The sequence below is a fragment of the Chryseobacterium sp. L12 genome (genome assembly GCF_056133985.1).
The window spans coordinates 15,942-36,055 of sequence record NZ_JBVYOF010000001.1; the positions used below are offsets into that span (position 1 = coordinate 15,942).

The window sequence follows — 20,114 nt, forward strand, 5'->3', positions numbered from 1 at the left end:
ACAATATGAGAGAAGTTTATTTCATCAAACAAAATAAAGAAAAATGGTTGGGAATTGAGCAGGTTATTCAGGGGAAAATCAAAAAAAATCCTGATGATCTGTCATCACTGTATATAAACCTCATCAACGATTTATCTTTTGCTCAGTCTTATTATCCTAAAAGCAATACAACAGTTTATCTTAATCATTTGTCGTCACAGATTTTCCAAAAGATTTATAAAACAAAACGTATAGAAGAAAACAGGCTTCTTTATTTCTTTAAAACGGAAGTTCCGATGATTGTTTTTGAGTACAGAAGGTATTTGATGTATTCTTTTATATTTTTCTTCTCTTTTATGCTTATTGGTGTGCTTTCAGCGGTTTATGATAAAGATTTTGCCAAGATTATTCTGAGCGAAGGCTATGTAAACATGACGATTGAAAACATCAAAAACGGAAATCCTGTAGGTGTTTATCAAAGCGGATCAACCTGGGGAAGCACTATAGGAATTACATTTAACAATATTATTGTAGGAGCTAAATTATATCTCTACGGAATATTTCTTGGAATCGGGACATTTTATGTACTGATGCAGAATTCTATTATGTTAGGAACCTTTCAGTATTTTTTCTACGAACATGGGGCTTTGGCAGACAGCGCAAAAGGAATATGGCTTCATGGAACATTTGAGATTTTCAGTATGATTGTAGAGGGAATGTGTGGTTTAATTTTAGGAGCATCTATTTTGTTCCCCAAAACATTTTCACGATTCAATTCTTTCAAAAACGGATTCAAAAATTCATTTAAAATATTTTTAAGCACGGTTCCTTTCACGATATGTGCCGGAATTATTGAAGGTTATGTAACGAGACATGCTTTAGATATGCCTTTAGTTTTAAACCTTATCATTATTTTCGGATGTTTGGGAATCATCAGCTTTTATTATTTTATTTATCCAAAAATCGTTAACCAGAGAATCAAAAAACAAATTCACCATGCAATTATATAAAAAAAGAGATTTCGGAGCATTTATAAGCGATACATTTGCATTTTTTAAACTTTACGGAAGAAATTATTACAAAAATTATCTTCTTATCAATGGTCTTCTGCTGATTCTGCTTGTTGTAATTTTCATATTCGGTTACAAAGAACTGTTTATGCAGGCTTTCGGATCTAATATTGGCGGTCAGAGCTATTATTTTGAAAATTATTTTCAGGAAAATGCAGGGATGTTTATTACGACCGGTATTCTTACATTCATACTTTTTATAGCATTAATGATTGTAAATTATCTGTATCCTGTTTTTTATATGAAAAAGCTGAATGAAGGAAAACAAAAGATCAAAGTAGATGATATTATGTCTGAATTCAAATCGAATGCAGGAAAAATCGGGAAATTAATACTCGGTTTGGTCTTTATCGTTACCCCATTAGCAATTATCATTTTAGGGATTTCCTATGCGATGATTTTCATTCTGATCGGTTTCTTTATTTTATTTTTGGTTGCTCCTGTTGTAGTAAACATTATCAATTTTTTAATGTTTGATTATTTCAATAGTTCCAGAGGATTTTTTGCAAGTTTAAGTTACTCCATTCGTTCGCAGTTTTCTTATCCGAGTGCAAGAGAAGGTTCGCCATTTTGGAAATATTGGGGAGCAACATTGGTTATTTACATTATCATACAGGTAATTATCACAATTTTCACAATGATACCCATGATTCTTTTTATGGTTAAAATTGCGACTTCTGCCCCAGATGGAAATTTTGAGCAGAATCCTTTTGCAGGCGGATTCGGGATTATTTTGTTTGTGACTTATGGTGTATCATTACTTTTCTCATTTATTCTTTCAAACTTAATGTATGTAAATTCCGGACTGATGTATTTTGACAGCCGCAGAGACTTACATCAGCAGCTTGACCTGCAGGAAATTGAAACTATTGGCGTTAATGAATAAATTTCTTTTCTTACTGATTGTTGTTCTGAATCTTGGTCTTGTAAAAGCGCAGGATGATTATACGGAAGAATATACCGAAGAAATTGTTGTGGATTCTGCGGTAACTTCGCATTACAGAAATATGTATGTTGCAGATTCTGTGTTAAAAGCCAATCCTCTTACCGAGAATCCTGTTTTTCAGAAAAAATTCAAAGAAAAATTAGGTTCCAGATATCAGGAAAAAGATTTCGATTACACGACTTCCAAACCAAGAGAATCTTTGCTTCAAAAACTACAGCATAAAATTGCCGAACTTATCAGAAGCATCTTCGGAGAAACAAGTATGGAAACATCTTCGCAGATTACGGCAGTTATTATCCGTCTTTTTGCGATTGTTGTGGTAGGGTTTCTTTTATATTTTTTAGTTAAATTTTTAATCAGCCATAATGGGAGTCTGTTTTTTGGTAAAAAGAATAGGAAAGTTGAAATTAATGAAGAAGAGCTTCATGAGAATATTCACGAAATAAATTTCCCTCAAAGTATTGCCGCTTTTGAAAATAATAAAGACTACCGTTCGGCAGTAAGATACCAGTTTTTGTTTATCCTCAAAAAACTGAGTGACAAAAAACTGATCCAGTGGAATCCGGAAAAAACCAACAAAGATTATGTTGCAGAATTAAAAGCAGGAAATCTTAAAAACGAATTTTACGATCTTTCCTATATTTTCGATTATGTATGGTACGGAGAATTCAGCATTGATGAGGAGCATTATGCAAAATTCAAAAAACAGTTTCAAAACTTTAATGCTTAGTCCGGTATGAACAGAACTTTCAAAATATATGCTGTAATTTTCATCATAATCATGGTGATTCTGGCGTTGTTTGAATTGAACAAGAAGGAAGTTTTAGACTGGCGGAAAAATTTTGATGTCAATAAGAAATCTCCTTTCGGACTATTTGTATTCAATCAAGAGTCTAAAGATTTGTTCAAAAATAAACTTACAAAAGTAAATCTTTCACCATATAATTATTATTCGCAAAATAATCCCGCAAAAGATAATAAGCATAATATTTTAATCATAGAAAGTGAAATTGATGCAGAATCCTGGTATAAAATCCTGGAGCAGGCAGAAAAAGGATCCAACGTGATGGTTATTGCATCAAGAGTTCCTAAAGCTATTTCAGACTCTATTGGTTTTTATATGTCGCAAATTTCTTTTGAAGATAACAATGTATTAAAACTCACAGATAAAAAATATGTAGATGATTCTCTGAAACTGGATAAGTTTCCTTCAGGAAAAGGTTTTTCTTATATTAAACCTAAAGTGCAGGTTTTAGGAAAAACAGTTGAGGAAGACAATGACGATCAGGCTAATTTTATTAAAGCGCCTTTTGGGAAAGGGCATATTTTCGTTCACAGCGAGCCGCTTTTTATTACCAATTATTATCTTTTAAAGCCTCAAAATTTAAAGTATGCAGAAAATATTTTTTCTTATCTGAATGAAAATGAAACATTGTGGTTTACGGAAGCCAATACAACGGAATCTAGCTGGTCGTTGCGTTTTATTTTATCCAATCCGCCGCTTAAATATGCTTGGTGGATATTTTTAGGCGGGATGGTATTATTTATTTTCTTCAATGCAAAACGAAAACAGCGTATTGTTCCCGTTATTGAACCTCTCAGAAATACTTCGGCTGATTTTGTGAAAAGCATCGGTAATCTTTATCTTCAGGAAGGTGATTTTCATGATATGATGGCAAAAAAAGCTCAGTATTTTCTAAATAAAGTGAGAATTGATCTATTGATAGATACTCAGAATCTGGATGATGATTTTGCAAAAAAGCTTCATCTGAAAACAGGAAAACCAATTGAAATGATTGAAGAAGCGGTTGTTTTAATGAAAAAAGCACAGGATCCTTACGCAAGTGTGATGAAAGAAGATTTGGCAAAGATGAATGCTCTTTTGGATTCAATTTTAAAATAAAAATTTATTAAAAAAATAAAACAATATGGAAGATAACAACGAACATTCAGAATATCAGCCATCTGTAAATTTAGATATACAACAGAAAGAGCAGGAGCAGTTTCAGTCAAGAATTTATATGATCGAGCTTCGTGAAAATTTAGATAAAGTAAAAACAGAAATCGCCAAAGTAATTGTCGGTCAGGAAAAAATGGTCGAACATCTTTTGGCGGCACTGCTTTCTAACGGGCATGTTCTGATAGAAGGAGTTCCCGGAGTTGCAAAGACAATTACGGCAAAGCTACTGGCGAAAACTATTGATGTAGATTTCAGCAGGATACAGTTTACGCCTGATCTGATGCCTTCCGACATTTTGGGAACATCGGTTTTCAGCATGAAAAATTCTGAATTTGAGTTTAAAAAAGGACCCATCTTTTCAAGCTTTATTCTGATTGATGAAATCAACCGTTCTCCGGCAAAAACTCAGGCGGCTTTGTTTGAGGTAATGGAGGAGAAGCAGATTACTATCGACGGAACGCGTTATGAAATGGAAGAGCCGTTTTTGGTTATTGCAACCCAAAACCCGATTGAGCATGAAGGAACATACAGACTTCCCGAAGCTCAGCTTGACCGATTTTTATTTAAAATCAATGTAGGCTATCCTAATCTGGAACAGGAAATCTCAATCATCAAAAACCAGCACGATAACAGACTGGAAGATAAGACGGAAGCTGTAAATAAGATTATTACTGCACAGCAGCTCAATACTTATCAGAAGCTGGTGAAAGAAATCATTGTTGAATCTCAACTTATAGAGTATATCGCCAAGATCATCATCAATACAAGAGAAAATCAATTTTTGTATCTGGGAGCTTCGCCACGAGCAAGTCTGGCTTTATTAACGGCTTCAAAAGCATTTGCCGCATTAAGAGGAAGAGATTTTGTAACTCCTGAAGATATTAAAGAAGCAAGCTTCGCTGTTTTGCGTCACAGAGTCATTGTATCGCCGGAAAGAGAAATGGAAGGACTTACAGCCGATGAAATTATCAGACAGATTCTGGAAGGAATAGAAATTCCTAGATAGGTTGAGGTATTAGGTAGAAGATTATAGTTGTAAGTTTTTCATTATGGCACATTTTAAAGAACTTTTAGTTTGGCAGAAATCTATAAATTTTGTTACAGAGGTTTATAAAGAAACTGAATCTTTTCCTAAAACTGAAGTATATGGTTTAATATCTCAAATTAGAAGAGCTGCAGTTTCGATTCCTTCCAATATTTCTGAGGGAAATTCTAGAAGAAGTGTACCTGATTATTTGCAGTTTCTAAGAATCTCTAGAGGAAGTTGTGCAGAGGTTGAAACACAATTAATTATATCAAAAAATCTCGGTTTTTTAAATGAGAAAAACTATTTAAAATTGAATCAAGATATTATTGAAATTTCAAAAATGTTAAATGGTCTTATTAATTCCTTAAAGCAATAAATAAATCTGACTCCTAAAATCTAAAACCTAGAACCTTGAAAAAACTATACATCAATACACGCTTTTTCTTCGCACTCATCGGTGTAGGAATGCTCTATATTTTAGCATTCTTTTTTTCGTTTTTTATGATTTTGGGTCATTCAGCTTTATTGCTGGTATTTTTTATTGCGTTTGTAGATTATTTGCTTGTTTTCAGACCAAAAGATGCAGTTTTAGCCCAAAGAATTTTACCTGAAAAACTGTCGAATGGCGATGAAAATTTTATTAAAATTGATATTAAAAATAATTACACATTCAAAATTAATGTCAAAGTAATTGATGAAATTCCGTTTCAGTTTCAGAAAAGAGATTTTTTAATTGTAAAAGAAATTCAGCCGGGTAAAAATGTTTTTTTTCAGTATTCTCTGGAGCCAAAAGATAGAGGTGAATATAATTTCGGAGCATTAAATGTCTATGCTTCATCGCCGATAGGTTTCATTTCGAAACGTTTTATTTTTCAGAAAGATACATCATTGGCATGTTATCCATCCTTTATCCATCTTAGAAAATACGAACTGATGGCATTGCAGAACGAATTTCTTTTAGGCGGAATAAAAAAAATCCGAAAATTGGGACATACAATGGAATTCGAGCAGATTAAAGAATATGTTCCCGGAGATGATGTTCGAACGATCAACTGGAAGGCGACTTCAAAAACCAATCGTTTGATGGTGAATCAGTTTCAGGATGAAAAATCACAGCGTATTTTTATGCTGATTGATAAAGGAAGAACGATGAAAATGCCTTTTAATGGTCTAAGTCTTTTGGATTATTCTATTAACGCGACGATGGCTTTATCCCATATCATTCTGAAAAAAGGCGATCGGGCAGGAATGATGACTTTTTCTAAAAAAGCTGAAAATAAAGTAGCTGCAGATAATAAATCCGGACAGTTGAGAAAAATTTCAGAAGCTTTATATAACATCAAAACCGATTTCTTTGAAAGTGATTTCAATCGATTATATCAGGATGTTAAATACTCTCTTAATCAACGCAGCCTGGTTCTTCTTTTTACCAATTTTGAAACTTTAGACGGATTGAGCCGGCAGATGAAATACCTTCGCGGCATTGCTAAAAATCATTTGTTGGTTGTAGTTTTCTTTAAAAATACAGAAGTTCAGAAGATCATTCATTCCAATCCTGAAACGATGCAGGAAATTTATGATGAAATCATTGCCGAGAAATTTGAATTTGAAAAGAAACTGATTATTCAGGAATTGAGGAAATATGGAATTTATTCAGTTTACACACTTCCGGAAAACCTCAATGTTGAGGTAATTAATAAATATCTGGAGATCAAAGCAAGAGGGATTTTGTAATGTTTTATCGGCAACCTATGAAAAAATATTTGAAAACTTTTTTTCGAGTTTTTGTTGCTTGGTTTTTAATTCATTCTTCCTATATTATTTTTTATGGATTATATGATAAAAACAGAAAAGCAGATTCGGCAATAGTTTTAGGTAACAAAATTAATGAAGACGGAACTCCCTCCGATAGACTGAAAGCACGCCTTGATAAAAGCATTGATTTATTCAGACAAAACAGAGTGAAGACAATTATCGTAAGCGGAGGTTTGGGAAAAGAAGGTTTTTGGGAAGGCGATAAAATGAAAGAATATCTTATCCAAAATAAAATTCCGGCAAATAACATTGTTGTTGATAATTTTGGAAACGATACCCAACAGACCGTAAAAAATTCCATCAAAATAATGGATAGTCTAAATTTTAAAAGTGCCATCACAGTTTCACAATATTTTCATCAAACCAGAACCAAAATTTTGTTTAGAAAAGAAGGGTTTAAAAATATTGAAAGTTCTAGTCCTGTTTATTTTGAAATAAGAGATTTTTATTCTGTCTTTCGTGAATTTGTAGCGTTTTATAAAGAGATTTTCTAATTTATTCAAATTGCTGAATTCATTTTGTAATTTTGTATAAAGCAATAAGCAAAATGAAAATTACCTTAAACCGTCTCAACGAAGATTTTTTATTTGAATGTACCAACGCTCAGGGAAATTCAATTTTATTGGACAATACGACACAACCCGGAGCAAAAGGTGTTTCCCCAATGGAAAGTGTTTTAATGGCTGTTGCAGGATGCAGCGGGATTGATGTGGTTTCCATTTTAAAAAAACAAAGACAGGAAATTACCGGTTTTAAAGCAGAAGTTGAAGGTGAAAGAGTTCTTGTAGATGATGCAAAACCATTTAAGTCAATAATGGTGAAATTTTTTATCGAAGGAAACGTAGATCCTAAAAAAGCTTTGAAAGCTTCTGAATTATCTTTCGAAAAATACTGTTCGGTATCTAAAACTTTAGAGCCGAATGTAGAAATCGGCTACGAAGTTTTTGTAAACGGTGAAAAAGTAGAGGAATAAGTGGGAGAGTAACAGAGTTTGAGAGAGAAATATTTTACAACTCTCAAACTCTATGATTCTCCAAAGTTATAATCTCAATTAAGAGAGTCGGGGTTTTAATAGTTTGGCAACAGTAGCAGTCCATCCTGTCTGATGCGAAGCTCCGACACCACGCCCGTTATCTCCATGAAAATATTCATAGAAAGTAATATAATCCTTAAAATGAGGATCATAATTTAATTTGTAATTACCTCCGTTAAAAGCACGCTGTCCGCTTTCATCTTTCAAAAATATAGAGCAGAGTCTTCCACTGATATTTTGAGCGACTTCATCCAAACTCTTTTTTTCTCCACTTCCTGTCGGAAATTCAACTTTTAAGCTGTCTCCATAATAAAAATGGAATCTTTGCAGGCTTTCCACAATCAGAAAGTTGATAGGAAACCATATCGGACCTCTCCAGTTGCTGTTTCCGCCAAACATTCTGCTGTCACTTTCTGCAGGAGTATAGTAAACAACATTTTTATTACCATGAACCGTAAAAACAAAAGGATCTTTTTCGTAAATCTTAGACATGGCACGAATGCCGTATGAACTCAGAAATTCTTTTTCGTCAAGCATACGGTTGAGTACCTTGGTCAATCTTGTTTTTCGGAGAATGCTCATCAGATGTTTTCGTCCACTGCCTTCTTCTTCCCAGTGTGAAACAAGTTTGGTGAGATCTGGTTTGTTTTTTAGAACCCAATCCATTCTTTCGCGGAAGTTCGGCATTTTATCTAAAAGATGATGATCTATGATTTCAACAGCAAACATTGGAATTAAACCGACAATACTTCTCAGTCTCAACGAAACACTTTCTCCGTTTGCGAGTTGGAGTACATCATAGAAAAATCCGTCTTCCTCGTTCCATAGTCCTTCTTTTCCGTCACCAAGGTTTTCCATGGCTTCTGCAATGTAAAGATAGTGTTCAAAAAATTTGATGGCCATATCTTCATACACCTGATAATATTGTGCGAGTTCCATTGCCATTCTCATCATATTAAGAGCATACATTGCCATCCAGCTCGTTCCGTCTGCCTGCTCCAGATGTTCACCATCCTTAAGCTCCATATTCCGGTCAAATGCACCGATATTATCCAGACCTAAAAATCCGCCGCCAAAAATATTTTTACCGTTTTTATCTTTTCTGTTTACCCACCATGTGAAATTCAGCAATAATTTTTGAAAAACTTTCTCCAGGAAAAGCAAATCGGGTTTGCCGTTCATTTTTTCATCAATTTTAAATACTCTGAAACAAGACCAAGCATGAACTGGTGGATTTACATCGCTTAAATTCCATTCGTAAGCAGGCATCTGTCCGTTAGGGTGCATATACCATTCTTTTGTAAGTAAAAGCAACTGGTTTTTCGCAAACTCAGCATCAATTATGGCAAAAGGAACGCAGTGAAACGCCAGATCCCATGTCGCATACCAAGGATATTCCCATTTGTCGGGCATGGAGATAATATCTTTATTGTGGAGATGTTCCCATTCTGTGTTTCTGACATAATTGTCAAAATCTCTCGGAGCCTCATGATTAGGATCGCCTTTCAGCCATTTTCCAACATTATAATGATAGAATTGTTTATTCCATAGAAGTCCGGCAAATGCTTGTCTTTGTACATTTTTTTCGTCTTCATCATAAATATCATGCTGTATTTCTTGGTAAAATTCATCAGCTTCTTTAATTCGGGCATCAAAAATTTCATCAAACTGGTAAAACGCATCTTCCATATCATAAGGAGACAGACGAAATTCAAAAACTTTTGAATCTTTTGCTCCAATAGTCTCTTCAATAACGAATGCTGCTTTTGTGCCTTTTTGTTCGGGATTAATAGTTTTTTTATGATGAATGATATAATCATTTATCCCGTCCTTATAATAGGCGTTTTCTACAGCAGGAGTACCGTGTAATTTAGGATGATTTGTTTCATTTTCACAGAAAACCCTTTCAGCGTTCTTGTTTTTAGAATAAAACTTTTTGATAGGAACACTGTCGTGTAGAACATTAATACAGCCTTCTTTTCCGGCTTCTACCTGACCTTTATATTCATTATATCCCCACTTCCAGTTGTTTCTGTACCATGTGGTTGGTAGAACGACAATCGGAGCAGATTTGTCACTTCGGTTACATACCGTAACTCTTATCAGAATATCATTTGCTTCAGATTTACAATATTCTATGAAAATATCAAAATATTCGTCGTTATCAAAAATTCCGGTATCGAATAATTCATACTCAGGTTCTTTTTTAGAGCGTCTTGCATTTTCAGCTAAAATATCGTCATAAGGAAATTCATTAATCGGATATTTATACACCATCTTCATATAACTGTGAGTAGGCGTATTATCCAGATAGTAAAAAATTTCTTTAATGTCTTCACCATGGTTTCCCTGCGGATTGCTCAATCCGAAAAGACGTTCTTTTATTCTTTGATCTTTTTTATTCCAAAACGAAAGAGCAAAACAAAAAAGCTGTTTGGTATCTGAGATCCCCGCAATTCCTTCTTCTCCCCATCTGTAGGTATGGCTTTCTGCAATATTATGGTTGGCAAAATGCCATGCATTTCCGTTGGGACTATAATCTTCACGTACATTTCCCCACTGTCTGTTGCTCACGTAAGGACCCCAGTTTTTCCATTCTGTATCTTGTAATCTATGTTTTTCAGCAATCATTTTATCGCATTTACTCACGAAGTTAGTTTTTTTAAGAAAAAACTCCAACTTAATAAATTTTAATTAAATTTAATATTTTCCCGAAACGCCTTTGTTTATGGGGTTTTGAGAGGTTAAATTAAATTTTTATAAATATTTAAAAGAAAAGTTTTATATTTGCACCATTCGATCATTCACATATTGAAAATGTTATCAAGAAAGGTTGAGGGATTAGACCCTGTGAAACCTTAGCAACCCTTTGCGCAAGCAATGAAGGTGCTACGTTCTACCAAATTTATTTTTGGACAGATAACTTACTGAAGTTCTTTCAGCCATTTCTTATGGCATTTTCAATTGTATTATTAAAAAGTATAATAGAATTGAAAACAGAACTAAACTATATTAATTTTTCGTATCAAACTAATTCCTGTAAGGAATACCATATCCCGTTGAGCTACCAGCTTTTCGGGGAAGAACTGTTTTCGGCTCCCATCATTTTAGTAAATCATGCTTTGACCGGAAATTCCAATGTATCGGGAGAAAAGGGATGGTGGAAACAGTTGATTGGTGAAAATCAGGTGATTGATACAACTCAATATACAGTTCTGTGTTTTAATATTCCAGGAAACGGATTTGATGATTTTTTTATTGAAGAATATGAAGATTTCACGCCTTCGGATATTGCGAATATCTTTTTGAAAGGTCTTGAAATGTTGAATATTAAAAGTTTACACGCCATTATCGGAGGTTCTCTGGGAGGAGGAATCGGTTGGGAAATGCTGGTTAAAAATCCGGCTCTTGCTGAAATTTTCATTCCTGTTGCCTGCGATTTCAAAACTCACGACTGGCTTCATGCACAATGTCTGGTTCAGAAATTTTTATTGAATCAGAATGACGAGCCTCTTCAAAAAGCGAGGATCCATGCGATGTTGTGTTACAGAACGCCGCAATCTTTGAATGACAGATTTCAAAATAAATACAATCAGGAAAAGCAGAAGTTAGAATCAGAAGACTGGCTCGTTTATCACGGAAATGTCTTAGCCGAAAGATTTAGTTTAAAGGCTTACAAGCTGATGAATCATTTGCTGATGAATATCAATGTTAATGAAAATCAATTGGAAAAAATTCAGGCACGAATGCACATGATCTCCGTTGATACCGATTTATTTTTCCCCGCCTCTGAAATCAGAATGTGTTTTAAAACGCTGAAAGAGAAAAAGGAGAATGTTTTTTATCACGAGATCACCTCAGTTCACGGGCACGATGCCTTCTTAATGGAATATAAACAATTAAATACGATCATTAAAAATATTTTGTACAATGAGTAAGAGTAATGCTAACGAAATAAAATTCTTAAAAAACAGATCCATCATCAAATTTGAAGGTGAGGATTTCTTAGGGGAAATCGGGATTGACGGACGAATTTTCAAAGCGCTTACTTTAGCGCGAATCAGTGTGGGAGTAATTTCCCAGCAGGCAATTGAAAACGGAATCTCCATTTTAGTTCATGAAAACGATTCCGAAAAAGCGGTGAATTGCCTTATTGATGAATTTGAAGCGGAAAGAAAATCCGGAAAGGTTTCCCAGATTTACAGCATCAATAATGTCTCAGTTATAGGATTTGTTGCAGAAGACTTCAACAAAGTATTGGCGGAACTCGCAAGAAATAATGTTTTCCCATTGCTTTTAAACCAGATTGCAGCCGAAAAACGGGTAAATATCGTTGTGACATCTTCACAGGACGAAAAAGCAAAAAATATCATCGAATCTGAAATTTCCAAAAAACCGAAAACCGTTCATCTTGCAATTATTGGTCACGGAAACGTCGGAAAAACTTTAATAGAGCAGGTTCTGGAATCTTCAGAAGAAATTAAAAAACGCAAAAAAATAGATCTTAAAGTAGTTGCAGTTGCCAATTCCAGAAAAATAGCTTTTAACAAAAAAGGTTTCGACAACAACTGGAATGACGAGGTTTTAACGGCAGAAAATCCTTCTGATGTTCAGGAGCTGATTAAATTCTCCAAAGAAAATCAATTGGAAAATCTAATCGTTGTGGATAATACGGCAAGTAAAGATTTTGTAAAAAATTATCATACATTGGCGGAAAACGGTTTCGATCTGGTTTCTTCCAATAAAATTTTCAATACTCTTCCGATTTCAGAATACCGTCAACTAAGATATACGTTGAACAAAAACAACAGACGCTATCTCTACGAAACCAATGTGGGAGCAGGTTTACCATTGATCGACACCATTAAACTTCTACATCTTTCAGGAGAAAATATTACCAGAATTAAAGGCGTTTTCTCGGGAACATTAAGCTATGTTTTCAATAATTTTTCTTTAAGAGACGATAAGTTTTCCACCATCATCAATGAAGCGTTGGAAAAAGGATATACCGAACCCGATCCGAGAGAAGATCTGTCAGGAAACGACGTGGCAAGAAAATTACTGATTTTGGCGAGAGAATTAGATTTAATCAACGAATTTGAAGATATTAACGTTCAGAATCTGGTTCCTGAAAATCTGCTTTCTGTTTCCAAATCAGAATTTCTTTCAAGACTGGACGAATTAGACGCTGAATATCAGAAAATCAAAGAAAATCAGGAAGAAGGACACGTTTTAAGATATGTAGGAGATCTTCACGGAGATTTGCAGAAAGAAAAAGGGGAACTTGATGTGAAATTAATTTCCGTTCCGGCAACTTCCGCATTAGGACAATTGAAAGGTTCAGATTCCATTTTTGAAATTTATACCGAAAGTTACGGCGAAAACCCAATTGTTATCATGGGAGCCGGAGCCGGAGCAATTGTCACAGCGAGAGGCGTTTTCGGAGACATTTTAAGAGTAAGTGAAACGAAATAAAAGATTTTTTGAACCCGAAGGGTTCAATATTAATAGCCGTAGGTGAAACCTATGGAATGAAATAATAAAAATGGAATGAAATAATAACAAACAACCGTGAATAAAACCTACGGAAAATATAGAAATGGAAAACGAAAATTTTGAAACCTTTGCCATAAGAACCCAGACTGAAAGAACCCAGTTTGATGAGCATTCAACACCTTTGTATCTCACATCCAGCTTTATTTTTCAGGATGCGGAAGACATGAGAGCGAGCTTTGCGGAAGAAAAACCAAAAAATTTATACAGCCGTTTTTCCAATCCGAACGTAACCGAATTTACCGATAAAATTGTCAAAATGGAAGGCGCAGAAGCAGGGTATGCTTTTGCAACAGGAATGGCAGCGATTTACTCCACATTTGCCACTTTGCTAAATGCAGGAGATCATATTGTAAGCTGTCAGTCTGTTTTCGGTTCTACGCATACTTTGTTCACAAAATATTTCCCAAAATGGAATATTGAAACAACCTATTTCAAAGCAGAAGACGCCGAAAATGTAGAAAAATATATTCAGCCCAACACGAAAATTTTATATCTGGAAACACCTACCAATCCTGCAATTGAAGTGTTGGATTTAGAGTTTTTCGGACAGATTGCGAAGAAACACAACTTAATTTTTATTGTGGATAACTGCTTTGCAACACCTTATCTGCAACAACCTATAAAATACGGAGCAGACATTGTGGTGCATTCCGCAACCAAGTTAATTGACGGACAAGGTCGTGTTTTAGGCGGAGTTGCAGTCGGAAGAGAAGATCTGATCCGTGAAATCTATCTTTTCGCCAGAAATACAGGTCCTGCCATGTCACCTTTCAACGCTTGGGTTTTGTCTAAAAGTCTCGAAACATTGGCAATTCGTGTAGAAAAACATTGTGAAAATGCTTTAAAAGTCGCTGAGTTTTTAGAAAGTCATCCAAATGTAGAGTTGGTAAAATATCCTTTCTTGCCATCTCATCCAAGCTATGAAATTGCGAAAAAGCAGATGAAATTAGGCGGAAACATCGTTGCCTTCGAAATCAAAGGAGGCATTGAAGGAGGAAGAAACTTTTTAGATAAAATAAAAATGTGTTCCCTTTCTGCAAACTTAGGCGATACGAGAACCATTGTAACGCATCCTGCTTCTACAACGCACTCCAAATTATCCGATGAAGAAAGAAACGAAGTCGGAATTACTGCAGGTTTGGTTCGTTGTTCGGTAGGTCTGGAAAATGTGGAAGATATCATTGCAGATTTGAAACAAGCATTGGATTAATTTGCTTTGGGCAGCTTTATCCGCCTTCCGCTCCCGCTTTTTTGCCTCCGCTTCGCTGCGGCAAAAAGAGCTCCGCTCAAGTCGGGCTGCGAAAGATTCAACATTATAAAATCCGAAGGGTTTAACAATAATAACTGTAGGTGCAACCTATAGAAAAAATATAATAAATGAAAAATTCAGAACAACTATACAAAGCATTATCCGAAAGAATTTTAATTCTCGACGGAGCGATGGGAACCATGCTTCAGCGCTATAAATTCGAAGAAGAAGATTACCGTGGCGAACGTTTCAAAAACTGGGAACATCCTGTAAAAGGAAACAATGATTTGTTGTCCTTAACGCAGCCTCAAGCAATAGAAGAAGTTCACAAAAAATATCTTGAAGCAGGAGCAGACATCATCGAGACCAATACGTTTTCAGGAACAACCATTGCCATGGCAGATTATCACATGGAAGATTTGGTTTACGAACTGAATTACGAATCTGCAAAAATTGCAAGAAAAGCCTGCGACGAGTACACTGCGAAAAATCCGGATAAACCAAGATTTGTGGCAGGTTCTATCGGTCCAACCAACAGAACCGCAAGTTTAAGCCCCGATGTAAACGATCCCGGCTATAGAGCCATTACTTTTGACGAACTGAGAATTGCTTACAAACAGCAATGCGAAGCCTTATTAGACGGAGGATCAGACATTCTGTTGGTAGAAACCATTTTCGATACATTGAATGCAAAAGCAGCCCTTTTTGCTATCGACGAACTTCAGGACGAAAGAAATATCAAGATTCCAATCATGGTTTCAGGGACCATTACCGATGCTTCGGGAAGAACATTGAGCGGACAGACAGCAGAAGCGTTTCTGATCTCAGTTTCGCATTTAAATCTTTTAAGTGTAGGATTTAACTGCGCTTTAGGTGCAAATCAATTGACGCCTTATCTGGAAACACTGGCTCATAATTCAGAATTTGCTGTCTCAGCTTATCCGAATGCAGGTTTACCAAATGCTTTCGGGAAATATGATGAAACACCGGAAAACATGGCAAGTCAGATTAAAGAATACGTGGAAAAAGGACTAATCAACATCATTGGAGGCTGCTGCGGAACAACGCCGGATCATATTAAAGCAATTGCAGATCTGGTTTCACAATATACACCAAGAAAATTGAAAGAATTTGTATGAAATAATAGAATTTTAATTAAATCATAAGAAAAAGGAACAGTTTTTAATATTATCTTTAATTGTCACACAAAATTAAATATAATGGAAAAACCTATTTACTTTAAAGATCCGGAGGATGCCAGATTATTTAATGAACTCAGAAAAAAAGTGAACCAAAGAGTAGAATCCATTCCTGAAAACAGGGATATTTACATTCAGATCAAAGCGGTTATTCTGCCTTTGGTCTATTTTGGTCTATATGTCTTTGCACTTCTACATGCAGATCAGCCTGCTGTTTATATTCTGAGTTTCGTTCTGATGGGACTTTTTCTTGTTTTAATTTATCTGAATTTAATTCACGAAGCGGCTCACAATAATATTTTTAAAAGTAAAAGACTGAACAGTCTGGTTTTACAGATTTTTGATTTTGTGGGAGCGAATTCCTACATCTGGAAAAAAAGACATATTGCAGCACATCACGCATATCCCAATGTAGATGGTTGGGACACAGACATTGAGCAGAGCGGATTGCTTTTAATCGTTCCGTGGATCAAAGCGAAAGGCATTCAGAAATATCAGCATTTTTTTTTCTTTCTGGTCTATCCTTTATATCTGTTCAACTGGATGTTTATCCGTGATTTCAGAGATTTTTTTGATAACGAAAGAGTGATTCTGAAAACGCAGGGAGCGATTCCGGTAAAAGAAAAAATTAAAATGGTGACGTATAAACTGTTTTACTTTTTCTATCAGATTGCAGTTCCTGTTCTGTTTTTTAAAGTGTCTTTAGGTTTGGCTTTGGGAGCGTGGTTTTTACAGGTTATTGCGGCGAGTATTTTTGCGCTTTTTGTCCTGTTGCCTTTGCACCCGCTTCCCGATAATGCCTTTCCGAAACTTGATGAGAAAAACGGACTTCCTTTTAGCTGGCTTCACCATCAGTTTGAAGTCACCAACGATTTAAAAGAAAATAACTGGTTTGTAAGAAATGTATTGGGAAATTTCAACTTTCACGTTGCCCACCATCTTTTTCCGAATTACAGTTATGCCTATTATAATGAAATTACAGAAGAAATCGAGCAGTTTGCCAAAGAATATAATCTCGGCTATAAACGGTTTCCGATTTTTACCGCTTTGGGCAAACATGTGGATTTGCTGAAGCAAAATGCGAATAATGCATATTTTATTTTAGAAGAATAAATTGATGAAATATTTAAGATTATCAGGGCTTGAGCCTTTAATTATAACACCGGAAAGTAACTTTATCAACGTTGGTGAAAGAACCAATGTTGCCGGTTCAAAGAAATTTTTAAGATTAATAAAAGAAGAAAAATTCGGAGAAGCGCTCGATATTGCACGTCATCAGGTTGAAGGAGGTGCACAGATTCTAGATGTCAATTTTGATGATGGACTGATCGATGGAAAAGCTTCCATGATTAAATTTTTAAACCTTATTGCTTCAGAACCCGACATCGCAAGAATTCCTCTGATGATCGACTCTTCGAAATGGGAAATTCTGGAAGCCGGATTGCAGGTTGCACAGGGAAAATGTGTGGTCAATTCCATCAGTTTGAAAGGAGGTGAAGAAGAATTTATCAAACAGGCAAAAGCCATCAAAAGATACGGAGCTGCTGTGATCGTAATGGCTTTTGATGAGGTGGGACAAGCCGATACCTACGAACGCAGAATCGAAATATCAAAACGTTCTTATGATATTTTAGTGAATCGTTTAAATTTTCCTGCGGAAGATATTATTTTCGACTTAAATATTTTTCCTGTGGCAACGGGAATGGATGAACACCGAAGAAATGCCATCGATTTTATTGAAGCAACAAGATGGGTTCGCCAGAATCTTCCGTATGCATCCGTAAGTGGAGGAGTTTCTAATGTTTCATTCTCGTTCCGCGGGAATGATACGGTGAGAGAAGCGATGCACTCGGTTTTCCTCTATCACGCGATTCAGGCAGGAATGAATATGGGAATTGTAAATCCTGCCATGTTGGAGGTTTATGATGAAATTAATAAAGAACTTCTGGAACTCGTTGAAGACGTTATCCTTGATAAAAGAGAAGACGCTACGGAACGGCTTCTTGATTATTCTGAAAAGCACAAATCTGTAAAAAAAGAAAAAGTTGAAGAACTCGAATGGCGTACAAAACCTTTACAGGAAAGAATCACTCATTCTTTAGTAAAAGGAATCGACCGTTTTATTGAAGAAGATGTAGAAGAAGCGAGATTACAGGCAGAAAAACCCCTTCATGTCATTGAAATTAATTTAATGACCGGGATGGGCGTTGTGGGAGATCTTTTCGGAAGCGGAAAGATGTTCTTACCGCAGGTTGTAAAATCGGCGAGAGTGATGAAAAAAGCGGTGGCGTATTTACAGCCATTCATCGAAGCAGAAAAAGACGGAACAAAACCAGCCAACGGAAAGATTCTGATGGCAACCGTAAAAGGTGATGTTCACGATATTGGTAAAAATATTGTAAGCGTGGTTTTGGGTTGTAACAATTATGAAATTGTAGATCTGGGCGTAATGGTTCCTGCCGAGAAAATTATTCAGGCTGCGATTGATCATCAGGTTGATGTTATCGGACTGAGCGGATTAATTACACCAAGCCTGGATGAAATGGTGTACATCGCTCAGGAACTGGAAAGACAGAATTTAAATTTCCCTTTGCTAATTGGTGGTGCAACGACTTCAAAGGCGCATACCGCTGTAAAAATCGATTTAAAATATAAAAATGCCGTAGTTCACGTCAATGATGCTTCCAGAGCGGTAAACGTGGTAAGTTCATTATTGGGCGACCGAAATAAAGAATATGTTGATGATTTAAAAACCGAATATTCTGAATTCCGTGAAAAGTTTCTGAACAGACAGGTAGAAAAAGACTACGTTTCTATTGAAGTAGCCAGACAGAATAAATTTAAAATCGACTGGGAGAATGAAGAAATTTTTACGCCTAATCAGTTAGGAATTACCGTTGTTGAAAATCAGGATCTGAGAGAATTATTGCCTTTCATCGACTGGTCGCCGTTTTTCAGAAGCTGGGACCTTCATGGTAAATATCCGCAAATTTTAGAAGATGAGGTTGTAGGAGCTCAGGCAAAAGAATTGTTCAAAGACGCACAGGTTATTTTAAAGAGAATTTTAGACGAAAAATTATTAACGGCAAAAGCTATTTTCGGAATTTTTAAAGCCAATTCCAATGAAACGGATGATATTTTAATTTTTGATGAAAATAATGAACAAAAAACGAAGTTCATTACTTTAAGACAGCAGGCTCAGCGTTCGAAAGGGAAAGATTATCTGGCGTTAAGCGATTTTATTGCCCCTGAAAGTTCAGGAAAGACTGATTATATGGGAGCTTTCTGTGTAACAACAGGTTTCGGAACCGATGAATTGGCAGCAGAATATGAAAAAGCAAATGATGATTATAATGCCATTATGGTAAAAGCTTTGGCAGACCGTTTTGCAGAAGCTTATGCGGAATTTTTACATAAAAAAGTTAGAACCGAATATTGGGGGTACGCGTATCAGGAAAATTTAACCAATGAAGAATTAATTGCTGAAAAGTATAAAGGAATTCGTCCCGCTCCGGGTTATCCTGCGTGTCCTGATCACTTGGAAAAACACGCAATCTGGGATTTACTGAAAGTGGAAGAAAATATCGGTGTTTATCTTACTGAAAGTTTAGCGATGTTCCCGACTGCTTCGGTTTCGGGATATTATTTCGGAAGTCCGCACGCAAAATATTTCGGACTGGGAAAAATTGCTGAAGATCAGTTGAAAGATTATTCAAAAAGAAAAGGAATTTCTTTACAAGAGGCAAGAAAATGGCTGAATCCTAATTTGGCAGACGGAATTTAATATGAAAAATAATTTCTCTTTTTTATTTTTAATCATAAACTGTTTTTTGTTTTCACAGAATTGTAAATATACTGTGACTGTAAACAATGAAGGCTTTAATGAAACAGGGAAATTTAATCTGAAGATTAAGAATATAGACCAAAAGTCTTTTAAAATTCCTAAAATCATTAATTTTTGCAACATAAGATTAGTGGCTCTCGAATTTTACAATGAGGAAAGTCAGGCTTTTGAAAAAGCAAACCTTGGGAATAAGGATATTGACTGTTTCTCATTTAAAGATAAAAGCAGAAATCTTCAACCAGATAAAATTCATTTTTATGAGGTAAATATGAAGTCAGACTTTGAAGTGCTGCAAAGCGAGAAGTTTTTTGACAGTTTCAAAAACAGAAAATACCGTTTTAAAATTTCTTTTCCTTTAGATTCTTATACTCAGTGTGGAGAATCGAATATTTTAACAACAGAATGGATTTATAAAAATTAAAACCCCATACAAATT

17 protein-coding genes and 1 riboswitch are annotated in these 20,114 nt (G+C 35.4%); of the genes, 16 read left to right on the plus strand and 1 reads right to left on the minus strand.

The window, feature by feature from the left end; translation table 11 throughout:
- Positions 1-5: 5 nt before the first annotated feature.
- The 9 genes from AC0NBN_RS00085 (at position 6) to AC0NBN_RS00125 (ending at position 7,770) form a co-directional block, all read left to right on the plus strand.
- Entirely contained in the window at positions 6-989 is a 984-nt protein-coding gene (locus AC0NBN_RS00085) for a stage II sporulation protein M (protein ID WP_160812503.1), read from the plus strand.
- The gene (locus tag AC0NBN_RS00090; RefSeq protein ID WP_160812502.1) at positions 976-1,935 is read left to right on the plus strand and encodes a DUF4013 domain-containing protein; all 960 of its coding nucleotides are present in this window, start codon (positions 976-978) and stop codon (positions 1,933-1,935) included. Before AC0NBN_RS00085 ends, AC0NBN_RS00090 begins: the two co-directional genes overlap by 14 nt.
- Positions 1,928-2,725: a DUF4129 domain-containing protein gene (locus tag AC0NBN_RS00095; RefSeq protein ID WP_160812501.1), complete on the plus strand. Its 798-nt coding sequence runs from the start codon at positions 1,928-1,930 to the stop codon at positions 2,723-2,725. The genes AC0NBN_RS00090 and AC0NBN_RS00095 overlap by 8 nt, the downstream gene beginning before the upstream one ends.
- Before the next feature lie 6 nt (positions 2,726-2,731).
- Complete coding sequence (locus tag AC0NBN_RS00100; protein WP_160812500.1) at positions 2,732-3,898, plus strand: hypothetical protein; 1,167 nt, start codon at positions 2,732-2,734, stop codon at positions 3,896-3,898.
- Between the two features lie 118 nt (positions 3,899-4,016).
- Positions 4,017-4,961, plus strand: coding sequence for an AAA family ATPase (locus AC0NBN_RS00105; protein WP_474466904.1), 945 nt, complete (start codon positions 4,017-4,019; stop codon positions 4,959-4,961).
- Positions 4,962-5,004: 43 nt separating this feature from the next.
- Positions 5,005-5,358, plus strand: a complete 354-nt coding sequence (locus tag AC0NBN_RS00110) for a four helix bundle protein (protein ID WP_160812498.1) — start codon at positions 5,005-5,007, stop codon at positions 5,356-5,358.
- Between the two features lie 35 nt (positions 5,359-5,393).
- Positions 5,394-6,716, plus strand: a complete 1,323-nt coding sequence (locus tag AC0NBN_RS00115; protein WP_160812497.1) for a DUF58 domain-containing protein — start codon at positions 5,394-5,396, stop codon at positions 6,714-6,716.
- A 17-nt stretch (positions 6,717-6,733) separates the two neighbouring features.
- Positions 6,734-7,291: a YdcF family protein gene (locus tag AC0NBN_RS00120; RefSeq protein WP_474466370.1), complete on the plus strand. Its 558-nt coding sequence runs from the start codon at positions 6,734-6,736 to the stop codon at positions 7,289-7,291.
- Between the two features lie 53 nt (positions 7,292-7,344).
- Positions 7,345-7,770, plus strand: coding sequence for an OsmC family protein (locus AC0NBN_RS00125; RefSeq protein WP_160812495.1), 426 nt, complete (start codon positions 7,345-7,347; stop codon positions 7,768-7,770).
- Positions 7,771-7,848: 78 nt separating this feature from the next.
- On the opposite strand, the gene AC0NBN_RS00130 is transcribed toward AC0NBN_RS00125, so the two are convergent.
- The gene (locus tag AC0NBN_RS00130) at positions 7,849-10,461 is read right to left on the minus strand and encodes an MGH1-like glycoside hydrolase domain-containing protein (RefSeq protein WP_160812494.1); all 2,613 of its coding nucleotides are present in this window, start codon (positions 10,459-10,461) and stop codon (positions 7,849-7,851) included.
- Between the two features lie 186 nt (positions 10,462-10,647).
- Positions 10,648-10,756, plus strand: a riboswitch (SAM riboswitch).
- 64 nt (positions 10,757-10,820) lie between these two features.
- Between AC0NBN_RS00130 and AC0NBN_RS00135 the strand changes: the two genes are divergently transcribed.
- The 7 genes from AC0NBN_RS00135 to AC0NBN_RS00165 all read left to right on the plus strand — a co-directional run bounded on the left by AC0NBN_RS00135 (position 10,821) and on the right by AC0NBN_RS00165 (position 20,099).
- Entirely contained in the window at positions 10,821-11,768 is a 948-nt protein-coding gene (locus AC0NBN_RS00135; protein WP_160812493.1) for an alpha/beta fold hydrolase, read from the plus strand.
- On the plus strand, positions 11,761-13,305 hold the full coding sequence (locus AC0NBN_RS00140; protein WP_160812492.1) for an ACT domain-containing protein: 1,545 nt from the start codon (positions 11,761-11,763) through the stop codon (positions 13,303-13,305). The genes AC0NBN_RS00135 and AC0NBN_RS00140 overlap by 8 nt, the downstream gene beginning before the upstream one ends.
- A gap of 124 nt (positions 13,306-13,429) precedes the next feature.
- Entirely contained in the window at positions 13,430-14,596 is a 1,167-nt protein-coding gene (locus AC0NBN_RS00145) for an O-succinylhomoserine sulfhydrylase (RefSeq protein ID WP_160812491.1), read from the plus strand.
- Between the two features lie 167 nt (positions 14,597-14,763).
- On the plus strand, positions 14,764-15,774 hold the full coding sequence (locus AC0NBN_RS00150; protein ID WP_160812490.1) for a homocysteine S-methyltransferase family protein: 1,011 nt from the start codon (positions 14,764-14,766) through the stop codon (positions 15,772-15,774).
- Positions 15,775-15,855: 81 nt separating this feature from the next.
- On the plus strand, positions 15,856-16,947 hold the full coding sequence (locus AC0NBN_RS00155) for a fatty acid desaturase (RefSeq protein ID WP_160812489.1): 1,092 nt from the start codon (positions 15,856-15,858) through the stop codon (positions 16,945-16,947).
- A gap of 4 nt (positions 16,948-16,951) precedes the next feature.
- On the plus strand, positions 16,952-19,618 hold the full coding sequence (gene metH / locus AC0NBN_RS00160) for a methionine synthase (RefSeq protein ID WP_160812488.1): 2,667 nt from the start codon (positions 16,952-16,954) through the stop codon (positions 19,616-19,618).
- Between the two features lie 190 nt (positions 19,619-19,808).
- Positions 19,809-20,099, plus strand: coding sequence for a hypothetical protein (locus AC0NBN_RS00165; protein WP_474466376.1), 291 nt, complete (start codon positions 19,809-19,811; stop codon positions 20,097-20,099).
- Positions 20,100-20,114 lie beyond the last annotated feature (15 nt).